We start from the raw sequence: 10,586 nt of genomic DNA, 5'->3' as shown, positions 1-10,586 counted from the left end.
GCCGCCCCGCTCCCACTAACCCGCGGGCCGTTGCGGGTCCCGGTCGCCCGCGGGCGCGGGGGGGGCGGGCCCCCCCGCCGCGGGCCCCCCCCCCCCCGGGGGGGTGGGGCGCCGTCGTGCGCGGGGCGCGAGGTCAGGTCGCCGAGCCCTGGAGCGACCCGGTGACATCGGTGCCGTCGGTGTCGAGGACGCACTGGACCACGCGGTCGTCCAGGGAGGTCCAGCCGTCCTCGCGAGGGGTGAACGGCCAGTAGTAGTAGGCCGACTCGTCGTAGGAGAGGCCCACGAACGCCTCGAACTCCCCGAGGCAGAACTCGTCGGCGCTCGCCTCGATCGCCTCGTCGCCGGGGTAGTCGCCCTCGGGGAGCTCCGTCTCGGCGTAGACCTCGGCGTCGTGCGGCTCGGAGCACGGGACGACGGGCACGGACTCCACGTTCTCCCCGTCGGGCAGCTTCGCGGTCACGAGGCAGTCGCCCACCTGGATCGAGAAGACGTCGGCGTCCGACGCCTCGGTCACCTCGCCACCGGGCTCGTCGCGCTGGGCCTCGGAGGGGCCGGAGATCTCGTCGAGGATCGCGCCGCAGCCCGACGCGGTCAGGGCGAGGGCGGCGGCGCTCACGACGAGGAGGAGCGGCCGACGGGTGGTACGGGACAGGGTCACCTGGGGTTCCTTCGTGGAGGTGCCCCGACCACGACGGTCAGGGCGGGCACGCGAAGGCTAGCGGCAGCCGGTGACACGGACCGAGCCGATTTTCCGGCCCGGCCTCGCACGTCACGGCAGCAGGTGCGCGTACTCCTCGAGGGTGCCGTCGAGGACCGGGAGCGACATGGCCTGCTCCTCACCCGAGGTCACGCTGACCGTCACGGGCAGCACGCCGCCCGGCGCCGCGTCGACACGGCCGATCTGCGCGTCGAACCCGTCCTCGGTGCCGAGGTAGACGGTCTCGCCGGCGGCGACGGGGATGGTCACGGGGTCGCCGCCCTCGGGCGTGACGTCGAACTCCACGTCCTCGGTCGAGTCGTTCGCGAAGGCTCCGACGAGCGCGCCGGCGTCGCCCTCGGCCGCGCTCACGACGAGGAGGTTGAGGCCGCGCAGGTCGTCGGTGAGGTTGACCCGCAGGCCGTCCGACGGCGAGTAGGGACGGGTCGTCTCGATGGGGGAGCAGGCGGAGGCGACGGCCACGCTCGCGACCACGAGGGGGACGGCCCAGTAGCGTGCGCGCCCGGTCGCTCGGGACGCCGCACGGGTCGCTGCTCGGGGGGTCGGGATGCGGGTCACGGTGCACTCCAGGGCTGCGAGAGGGGGGACTGGATTCCGCGCCCAGCCTAGTGCGTCGGGCGAGGCCGGGCGGCCGGAACCGGCTCCTCGGGAGGGCGGCGTGAGCGGCGTCACGCGAGGCCACGTGTCCGCGGGGAGCGTCCGGCGGCGGTCGGCAGGGCCCTGTGGCCCTACCCGTGAGGTTCGTGAGGCGCGCTGACACGGCGCTGACCTGGGAAAACGTCGTCCGGTCCGGCTTGTCAAGGGGCGCAGGGGCTCGGATTTCCGCCCTTCCGCGTGGTAAGGTGGACCACCGCGAAAGGGGACATCTGCAGATGACGTTCACAGTAGGCGAGACCGTTGTCTACCCGCACCACGGAGCCGCACTGATCGAGGAGATCAAGACGCGCACCATCCGCGGAGAGGACAAGATCTACCTCAAGCTCAAGGTCGCGCAGGGCGACCTGACCATCGAAGTCCCAGCCGAGAACGTCGACCTTGTCGGCGTGCGTGACGTCGTCGGCCAGGAGGGTCTCGACCGCGTTTTCGAGGTGCTGCGTGCACCTTACACCGAGGAGCCGACCAACTGGTCGCGCCGGTACAAGGCCAACCTCGAGAAGCTGGCGTCGGGCGACGTGATCAAGGTGGCCGAGGTCGTGCGTGACCTCTCCCGCCGTGACGCGGACCGTGGTCTGTCGGCCGGCGAGAAGCGCATGCTCTCGAAGGCTCGTCAGATCCTCGTCTCGGAGCTCGCGCTGGCCGAGCACACCGAGGAGGACAAGGCCGAGGCGATCCTCGACGAGGTGCTGGCCTCCTGACGTCCCGGGCTCCGGCCCGCGACGGTCGGCGGCAGCCGACGACACAGACACCGGGGAGGGTACCGTCCGCGCGGACGGCACCCTCCCCGTCGTCGTGCCGGTAGCGTGTGCCCGTGCCGACTCTCGCCGTCCTCACCGCCGCGGGCTCCGGGACCCGTCTCGGACTCGACCTGCCCAAGGCCCTCGTCGAGCTCGACGGCCTGCCGCTCGTCGTGCAGGCCGCGCGCCGGCTGTGCGCGTCCGGCGCGGTGGACGCGATCGTCGTCACGGCACCGCCCGGTCTGCGGGGCCACGTCGCACAGCTCCTCCAGGACGACCCGGCGGTCGACCGTCCCGTGCGCGTCGTCGAGGGCGCGAGGACACGCCAGGCCTCCGTCGCCGCAGGGCTGCGCGCGGGCCTGGACGCGGGCGGCGGGCTCGGCGTCGAGGCCGGGGAGCCGCCCGCCGCTGCGCAGCCTCCCGTCGACGTCGTGCTGGTCCACGACGCGGCGCGCCCCCTCGCCCCTCCCGTGCTCGTCCGGCGCGTCGTCGAGGCCGTGCGGGCCGGCCATGGCGCCGTCGTGCCGGGCCTGCCGGTCACCGACACGGTCAAGCGCGTGACGCCCGCGCGGAGCGACGACCCGTCCCACGCCGAGCCGGTCGCCGAGACGGTCGACCGGACAGCCCTGCGCGCCGTCCAGACCCCGCAGGGGTTCGACCGGGAGCTCCTCGTGCGCGCCCACGAGGCAGCCGCCCACCGGGCCGACGACGAGCGCGCCTCCGCGACCGACGACGCCGGGCTGGTCGAGGCCCTCGGACTCCCCGTCCACGTCGTGCCGGGGGACGCCGCGGCCGCCAAGATCACGACCGCCCACGACCTGCGGGTCGCCGCGCTGACCCTCCGGGAGGACCGATGACGGCCCCGCACGACGGCTCCCCGGACCGGTCCCGACCGGTGCGTCCGGGGATGACGCCCATACTGCCGCGTACGGGCGTCGGTGTGGACGTCCACGCGTTCGCCCCCGAGGGCGAGGAGCGGGAGCTGTGGCTCGGCGGCCTGCTCTGGCCGGGCGAGCGCGGCCTCGCCGGGCACTCGGACGCGGACGTCGCGGCGCACGCCGCCGCGGACGCGCTGTTCTCGGCGACGGGACTCGGAGACCTGGGGTCGAACTTCGGCACGAGCGCGCCCGAGTGGGCCGGGGCGAGTGGGTCGCGACTGCTCGCCGAGGCGGCGCGCCGGGTGCGCGCGGCGGGGTTCGAGATCGGGAACGTGGCCGTCCAGGTCATCGGCAACCGTCCGCGCCTCGGGCCCCGGCGTGCGGAGGCCGAGGCGGCGCTCGGGGCCGCCGCGGGGGCCCCCGTGACGCTCACGGCCACGACGACCGACGGGCTCGGCCTCACGGGCCGTGGGGAGGGCGTCGCGGCCGTCGCGACGGCGCTCGTCGTCGCGGTCGGGACGCCGCGCGCGTGAGCTCAGCCCGTGGGGGCGAGCTGCACGCTCTCGAGGATCGCGCGCGTCTGCGCGGCGGCGTCGGTGTCACCGTCGGCGTACGAGGCCGTGAGGTCGACGACCCAGTCGTCCGGCGCGTCGCCGGTCCGGACCGCCAGGATCTCCTGCACGACGACCGTCCCGGCCGTCTCGTACGTGCCCGCGACCCGGAAGGCGGGGAGCTCGCCGAGGGTGGTCGTGCCCTGGCCGTCGGCGTCCAGGATCCAGCCGGGGATCGCGTCGACGGACGTGGCGGTCCGCGCACCGGCCTGCTCGAGCGTGGCCGCGGACTGCGTGCCCGTCACGACGACGTTCGCCCGGAAGTCCTCCGACCCCGACACGCTCGGTGCGCGCAGCACGAAGGCCCCGTCGCGGGTGACGCGCTCCCAGCCCGGGGGAGCGGTGATCCGGACGGGGACCTCGGGGACGTCGTACGTCACCGGCGCGTCGTCTGCCCCGGCGTCCGCGGGACCGCCGCAGCCCGCGAGGGCGAACGCCGCGGTCGTGAGGGTCGCGAGGGCCCAGAGGGTGCGAGTGTGGCGCGGTCGGGGCACGGTCGTCCTTCGTCGGAGGCAGGGGGCGTGACGGGCTCAGCGGGCTCGGCTCGCCATTCTCGCCTCCCGGCGTCCCGGGTGCCAGGCCCACGAGCAGACACTACGATCGCTGAGAGCGCATCGATGTGTTTGACTTTCCCAAGAACGACACATGGGATGAATCGCACATGAACCGAATGTCCGTCGAAGAACGCCGGGCCCAGCTCGTCGACGCGGCGATGACCATCGCCGTCCGCGAGGGCGTCGAGGCCGTCACGATCCGAGGCGTCGCGGCCGAGGCCGGCGTCTCGCTCGGCGTCGTGCACTACTGCTTCGAGGACAAGGACGAGCTCCTCCAGGCGATGGGCAACAGCCTCGCGCTCGTGGCCTCCGAGCCCGTGCGCGCCGCCCTCGACGTCGACGGCGACGTCGTGGAGCTCGCGCACGCGGCGGCCGACGGTCTGTGGAGCGGGCTCACCCCGCGCCGGCACATGCGCCTCCTCACGTTCGAGTTCGCGACGGCGGGCGTGCGCAGCCGCGCGCTGCGGTCCGTCGCGCACACGCACCTGGAGCAGACGTGGGCGATGACCCGCGGCTTCCTCGAGAACGTCGCCGAGCGCGGGAACGTCACCTACTCGATGGACCTGGGCTTCCTCTCGCGCGTCGTCGCCGGGTACATCGACGGCATCGAGATCGCGTGGCTCGTCGAGCAGGACGACGAGACTGCGGTCCGCAGCTTCCATGCGCTCGCCGAGTACGTCCTGTCGGTCATGGTCCGGCCCGACGGCTCGCCCGTGCGCGAGCACGGCCCGGAGCCCGTCCCCTGACCGACGGGTCCGTGGGCCGGGCCCGCGGCCCTCAGCCGCCCCCGGCCGCCCCCGGTGCCCGCCCCAGCACGCGGTCCGTGTAGGCGTTCGCGAACACCCCGCCCGGGTCCGCCGCGTCGCGGACCGCGACGGCGTCGTCGAACCGGGGGTAGAGCGCGCGGAACCGGTCGGCGTCGAGGCCGTGCAGCTTGCCCCAGTGCGGACGGCCGTCGACCTCGGCGACGATGCGCTCGACGGCGTCGAAGTACCGGTCGTGCGGCAGGCGCGCGTACTGGTGGACCGCGACGTACGCGGTCTCGCGCCCGTGCGCCGTGGAGAGCCAGACGTCGTCGGGCGCCGCGAACCGAACCTCGACCGGGAAGGGCACGTGCTCGCCGGACCGGTTCAGCCAGTCGTCGATGCTCGACAGGACGTCCACGAGGCGCTCGCGCGGCACGGCGTACTCCATCTCGCGGAACCGGACGCGGCGCGACGTGACGAACACCTGGTGCGACGGCGCGACGTACGTCCGCGGCGCGAGCGCGCGCGCCGAGACGGCGTTGAGCCGTGGCGTGACGCGCGGGACCGCGGTCGCGAGCCGGTTGACGAGCTCGAACGCGCCGTTGGACAGCAGCTCCTCGTCGACCCACGTGCGTGCCCGGGCGACGGGTCCGGGTCCGGTGGTCCGCAGGCGCTCGAGCTCCGCCGCCTCCTCGTCGGGTGCGAGCCGGTTGTTGCGCTTGGTCAGGGCCCGGCGCGTGTGGGGGAACCAGTAGAACTCGAAGTGGTCGTTGCCCCCGACGAGCCCGTCCGGGTCGTCCGGCGTGCCGAGACCCTCGAGCACGCGGTCCAGCGGCCACGGCTCCTCCTGCGCGCGCAGCAGGAACGCGGGGACGACCTCGAGCGTGACCGCCGACAGGACGCCCGTGACCCCGAGCCCCAGGCGGCTCAGCTCGAACAGGTCGCGGTCCTGCGCGGCGGACGCCTCGCGGACCTCGCCGTCGGCTCCGACGACACGGACGCCGCGCACCTGGGTCGCGAGACCGCCGAGCCGGGCCCCGGTCCCGTGCGTCCCGGTCGAGATCGCGCCCGCGATCGACTGCCGGTCGATGTCGCCGAGGTTGCGCATCGCGAGGCCCGCGGCAGCGAGCGCCTCGTTGAGCCGGTGCAGGCGGATGCCCGCCCCGACGGTCACGAGGATCGCGTCGGCGTCCGCCTCACCGGTCGCGCCCGTGCCGCGCGTGATCCGCTCGACGAGGCCCATGCGGTCCAGGTCGAGCAGGAGCCCGTCCGTGACGGCCGCCGGCGTGAAGGAGTGACCCGCGCCGACGGCCCGCACCGGCATCCCGTCGGCGGCGGCGCGGGCGACCAGCTCGCCCAGATCCGCCTCGTCGCGCGGGGAGGCCCGACGGCGCGGGGTGGCGGAGGCCGTGCGGGCCCAGTTGGCCCAGGAGAGGGCGTCGTCGCTGCTCACAGGTCGTACTGTCTCACGCTCCCCGGGTGGCGTACGTTCTCCCCATGACGAGCGACACGGCACCCGGCACGAACGTGGGGACGGCCGACCGGGCCGCGGACGAGCGCGGCGCGACGCCGTCGTTGCTGGCCCGCCTGACGCGCGCGACCGCGGACCTCGACGGGCCGCTCGCCGTCGTCGACCTCGACCGGTTCGACGCCAACGCCGACGAGCTCCTGGCCCGCGCGGGCGGGGTGCCCGTGCGCGTCGCGTCGAAGTCGGTGCGCGTGCGCTCGCTCGTGACGCGTGCCGCCGAGCGCGGGTTCCAGGGCGTCATGGCGTACTCGGTGCACGAGGCGCTGTGGCTCGTCGACGCGGGCGTCCGGGACGTGCTCGTGGGCTACCCGTCCGTGGACCGCGGGGCCCTTGCCGAGCTCGCGCGGCACGAGGCCGGGCGGCGCGAGATCACGCTCATGGTGGACGACCCCGCGCACCTCGAGCTCGTCCGGCAGGCGCTCGCCGAGACCGGCACGGGCGACGAGCCGCCCGTGCGCGTGTGCCTCGACGTCGACGCGTCGCTGCGCGTCGGCCTCGGGCTCGTCACGGTCCACCTCGGGACGCGGCGCTCGCCCCTGCACGACCCGGCGGACGTCGCCTCGCTCGCCGCGCGCGTGGTCTCGACGCCCGGCCTCGCGCTGCGCGGCCTCATGTTCTACGAGGCCCAGGTCGCCGGGATGCCCGACTCGAGCCTCGCCGTCCGCGCGGTCAAGCGGCTCTCGGTGCTCGAGCTGGGCGAGCGCCGCGGCGAGGTCGTCGCGGCGGTGCGCGACGTCGTCGGGCGTGACCTCGAGCTCGTGAACTCCGGCGGCACGGGGTCGCTCGAGACGTCGTCGGCGGACGGCGTGGTCACGGAGGTCACCGCGGGGTCCGGGCTGTACGTCCCCGGGCTGTTCGACGAGTACCGGTCCTTCCGCCCGCGGCCGTCCGCGTTCTTCGGCCTCGACGTGGTGCGCATCCCAGCCGCCGGGTGGGCGACGGCGTTCGGTGGCGGGTACGTCGCGTCCGGCCCGGCGTCGCGCAGCCGCCTGCCGCGCGTGGCGACGCCCGGGTGGTCGCTCACGAGCCGCGAGGGCGCCGGCGAGGTCCAGACGCCGCTGCACCGGTCGCGGGGCGCCGTCGGCGCTCCGGACCTCGCCGTGGGAGACCGCGTCTGGTTCCGCCACGGCAAGGCGGGCGAGGCGATGGAGCGGTTCGACCGCGTCCACCTCGTGCGGGGCGACGAGGTCGTCGACGTGGTCCCGACGTACCGCGGCGAGGGCAAGAGCTTCGGCTGACGCGGCCCGGCCGGGCGTCCCGGGACCGGTCCCGGGGCGGGCGGGCCGTGCTGACGGTCGTCGCGGCGGCTCCCCGGTACCCTTGCGGACGTGACTCTTCGCCTGTTCGACACCGCCACGCGGGACGTGCGCGACTTCGTGCCCCTGACTCCGGGCGAGGTCGGCATCTACCTGTGTGGCGCGACCGTCCAGGCGGCCCCCCACATCGGCCACATGCGCTCCGCCGTCGCGTTCGACGTGCTCGTGCGCTGGCTGCGGCGCGCCGGGTCGCGCGTGACGCTCATCCGCAACGTCACCGACATCGACGACAAGATCCTGGTGAAGTCCGCCGACGCCGGTGAGCCCTGGTGGGCCTGGGCCGCGACGTACGAGCGCGCGTTCACCGCCGCGTACGACGCGCTCGGCGTCCTGCCGCCCACGTACGAGCCGCGCGCGACCGGCCACGTCACGGACATGGTCGACCTCATGGAGCGGCTCGTGGAGCGCGGGCACGCGTACGCGACCGGCCCCGGCGACGTCTGGTTCGACGTGCGCTCCTGGTCCGAGTACGGCTCGCTGACCAACCAGCGCCTCGAGGACCTCAACCCGGTGCCCGACGACGTCCCCGCAGACGCGGAGGAGGCCGCGGCCAAGCGCGACCCGCGCGACTTCGCGCTGTGGAAGGCCCCGAAGGACGGCGAGCCGGAGACCGCGTCCTGGCCCACGCCCTTCGGCCGCGGTCGCCCCGGCTGGCACCTCGAGTGCTCCGCGATGGCGCGCCGTTACCTCGGCGACACGTTCGACATCCACGGCGGCGGGCTCGACCTGCGCTTCCCGCACCACGAGAACGAGCAGGCGCAGTCGCGCGCCGCGGGCTACGGGTTCGCGCAGCACTGGCTGCACAGCGCGTGGGTCACGCAGGGCGGCGCCAAGATGAGCAAGTCCCTCGGCAACGGTCTGCTCGTGCGCGAGGTCCTCGCGACCACGAGCCCGGCAGTGCTGCGCTACGCCCTCGGGTCCGTGCAGTACCGCTCGATGCTCGAGTGGACGCCCGCGACGGTCGTCGAGGCCGAGGCCACGTGGGAGCGGCTCGCCGGGTTCGTCGAGCGCGCGACCGAGCGCGTGGGCGACGTCGGTGACGTGACCGAGGCCGAGCTGCCGACCGCGTTCACCGCGGCGATGGACGACGATCTCAACGTGCCCGCGGCGCTCGCCGTCGTGCACGAGCACCTGCGGGCGGGGAACGCGGCGCTCGCCGACCGCACGACCGCCGCGGACGCCGTCGCGCGGCACCACCTCGTCGCGGTACGCGCCATGCTCGACGTGCTCGGGCTCGACCCGGGCGACGCGCAGTGGGCCGACCGCGGGGACTCGCGGTACGCGGCGGTGCTCGACGCCGTCGTCGGCGCGGAGCTCGCGGCCCGCGCCGAGGCGCGCGCGGCACGCGACTTCGCGACCGCCGACGCGATCCGCGACCGGCTCGCCGCGGCGGGCGTCGCGGTCGAGGACTCGGCCGACGGCGCGCGCTGGACCCTCGCCTGACGTCCACCGGACCGACCGACCACCCGAACGACCGTCGGGAGCGAACCACCGGCGCGCGAGGCAGAGCTCCGGTAGCGCGAGAGAGAGCTCTGGTAGCGCGAGGTAGAACTCTGGTAGCGCGAGGGAGAACCATGGTGATGACCACGGTTCTCCCTCGGTGAGGTGTCTGAGGGACACTGGACCCAGGAGCGAGACGCACGCCGGGCGCCGAACCCGGCGTGAACTGACCTGAACTGACCTGAACGACGACACGATCGGTACACCATGGCTGGCAACTCACAACGACGCGGCGCGACCCGCAAGCCCGGCAGCAAGAAGGGCGCGACCGTCGGCTCCGGCGGACAGCGGCGCAAGGGCCTCGAGGGTCGCGGGCCGACGCCGAAGGCCGAGGACCGCGTCTACCACGCGGCGCACAAGCGCAAGGTGGCCGAGGAGAAGCGCGCCACGACGCCGACCGGTCGCGGGGGCGCCACGCGGGGCGGCCCCGCCAAGGGCGGCACCTCGCGCGGCGGCGGCCCGAAGGGCCGTGGCTCGGTGCAGGAGGTCGTCGCGGGCCGCAACTCCGTGCTCGAGGCGCTGCGGGCGCGCATCCCCGTCGAGGTGGTCTACCTCGCGTCGCGCCTCGACGCCGACGACCGTACGCGCGAGATCGTCGACATCGTCGCGGGCCGCGGCTACGACCTCCTCGAGGTCGGCAAGCCGGAGCTCGACCGCCTCACCGACGGCGCCGTGCACCAGGGCGTCGCGATCAAGGTGCCGCCGTACGAGTACGCCGACGTCGACGACCTGCTCGACGCGGCCGAGGCGACGGGCCGTCCGCCACTGATCGTCGCGCTCGACGGCGTGACGGACCCCCGCAACCTGGGTGCCGTGCTGCGCTCGGCGGGCGCGTTCGGGGCGCACGGCGTGCTCGTCCCCGAGCGCCGCGCCGCGGGCGTCACGGCGTCCGCGTGGAAGGTCTCGGCCGGCGCCGCCGCCCGGGTGCCCGTCGCGCGCGCGACCAACCTGGTCCGCGCCCTCGGTGAGCTCAAGAAGGCGGGCTGCTTCGTCGTCGGGCTCGACGCCGGCGGTGACACCGCGATCGGCGACCTTCAGCTCGCGACCGAGCCGCTCGTCGTCGTCGCCGGGTCCGAGGGCAAGGGGCTCTCCCGCCTCGTGCGCGAGGCGTGCGACGTCGTCGCGTCCATCCCCATCGGCTCGGACACCGAGTCGCTCAACGCCGCCGTCGCGACGGGCATCTCGCTCTACGAGGTCGCGCGCCTGCGCCGCGAGGCCTGACCGCTCCTCGACGCGGGGGGGGGGGGGGGGGGGGGGCGGGGGGGGGGGGGGGGGGCGCGGGGGGGGGCGCGCGCGGGGGGGGGGGGGGCGGGGGGGGGGGGGGGGGGGGGGGGGGGG

11 protein-coding genes are annotated in these 10,586 nt (G+C 75.1%); 7 read left to right on the top strand and 4 right to left on the bottom strand.

Annotated features, from left to right (window positions below; all coding sequences use genetic code 11):
- Positions 1-133 precede the first annotated feature (133 nt).
- Both ACFWH7_RS18440 and ACFWH7_RS18435 read right to left on the bottom strand, forming a co-directional pair.
- Entirely contained in the window at positions 134-661 is a 528-nt protein-coding gene (locus ACFWH7_RS18440) for a septum formation family protein (RefSeq protein ID WP_378218690.1), read from the bottom strand.
- Positions 662-772: 111 nt separating this feature from the next.
- Positions 773-1,183, bottom strand: a complete 411-nt coding sequence (locus ACFWH7_RS18435) for a hypothetical protein (RefSeq protein WP_378218688.1) — start codon at positions 1,181-1,183, stop codon at positions 773-775.
- Between the two features lie 410 nt (positions 1,184-1,593).
- On the opposite strand from ACFWH7_RS18435, the gene ACFWH7_RS18430 reads away from it, so the two are divergent.
- The 3 genes from ACFWH7_RS18430 to ispF all read left to right on the top strand — a co-directional run bounded on the left by ACFWH7_RS18430 (position 1,594) and on the right by ispF (position 3,526).
- Complete coding sequence (locus ACFWH7_RS18430; RefSeq protein ID WP_031315710.1) at positions 1,594-2,076, top strand: CarD family transcriptional regulator; 483 nt, start codon at positions 1,594-1,596, stop codon at positions 2,074-2,076.
- A gap of 113 nt (positions 2,077-2,189) precedes the next feature.
- Positions 2,190-2,972: an IspD/TarI family cytidylyltransferase gene (locus ACFWH7_RS18425; protein WP_378218685.1), complete on the top strand. Its 783-nt coding sequence runs from the start codon at positions 2,190-2,192 to the stop codon at positions 2,970-2,972.
- Between the two features lie 50 nt (positions 2,973-3,022).
- The gene (gene ispF / locus ACFWH7_RS18420; protein WP_378218696.1) at positions 3,023-3,526 is read left to right on the top strand and encodes a 2-C-methyl-D-erythritol 2,4-cyclodiphosphate synthase; all 504 of its coding nucleotides are present in this window, start codon (positions 3,023-3,025) and stop codon (positions 3,524-3,526) included.
- Between the two features lie 2 nt (positions 3,527-3,528).
- Here the strand turns inward: ispF and ACFWH7_RS18415 are convergent, their stop codons facing one another.
- Complete coding sequence (locus ACFWH7_RS18415) at positions 3,529-4,098, bottom strand: LpqN/LpqT family lipoprotein (RefSeq protein ID WP_378218683.1); 570 nt, start codon at positions 4,096-4,098, stop codon at positions 3,529-3,531.
- Positions 4,099-4,265: 167 nt separating this feature from the next.
- On the opposite strand from ACFWH7_RS18415, the gene ACFWH7_RS18410 reads away from it, so the two are divergent.
- Positions 4,266-4,904 (top strand): TetR/AcrR family transcriptional regulator, encoded by a 639-nt coding sequence (locus tag ACFWH7_RS18410; RefSeq protein WP_378218681.1) that lies wholly within the window; start codon positions 4,266-4,268, stop codon positions 4,902-4,904.
- Between the two features lie 31 nt (positions 4,905-4,935).
- Here the strand turns inward: ACFWH7_RS18410 and ACFWH7_RS18405 are convergent, their stop codons facing one another.
- Positions 4,936-6,357, bottom strand: coding sequence for a D-arabinono-1,4-lactone oxidase (locus ACFWH7_RS18405; RefSeq protein WP_378218679.1), 1,422 nt, complete (start codon positions 6,355-6,357; stop codon positions 4,936-4,938).
- A gap of 44 nt (positions 6,358-6,401) precedes the next feature.
- On the opposite strand from ACFWH7_RS18405, the gene ACFWH7_RS18400 reads away from it, so the two are divergent.
- The 3 genes from ACFWH7_RS18400 (at position 6,402) to rlmB (ending at position 10,469) form a co-directional block, all read left to right on the top strand.
- A complete protein-coding gene (locus tag ACFWH7_RS18400) occupies positions 6,402-7,670 on the top strand; it encodes an alanine racemase (RefSeq protein WP_378218677.1) in 1,269 nt (422 codons plus the stop codon).
- Between the two features lie 90 nt (positions 7,671-7,760).
- On the top strand, positions 7,761-9,191 hold the full coding sequence (cysS, locus tag ACFWH7_RS18395; protein WP_378218675.1) for a cysteine--tRNA ligase: 1,431 nt from the start codon (positions 7,761-7,763) through the stop codon (positions 9,189-9,191).
- Positions 9,192-9,455: 264 nt separating this feature from the next.
- Positions 9,456-10,469, top strand: coding sequence for a 23S rRNA (guanosine(2251)-2'-O)-methyltransferase RlmB (gene rlmB / locus ACFWH7_RS18390; RefSeq protein WP_378218673.1), 1,014 nt, complete (start codon positions 9,456-9,458; stop codon positions 10,467-10,469).
- Positions 10,470-10,586: the final 117 nt, after the last annotated feature.

Source organism: Cellulosimicrobium cellulans, from assembly GCF_042723955.1.
Lineage (GTDB): Bacteria > Actinomycetota > Actinomycetes > Actinomycetales > Cellulomonadaceae > Cellulosimicrobium > Cellulosimicrobium cellulans_H.
The sequence above is the reverse complement of the archived record's forward strand: the minus strand, read 5'-3'. Positions and strand labels throughout refer to the sequence as shown.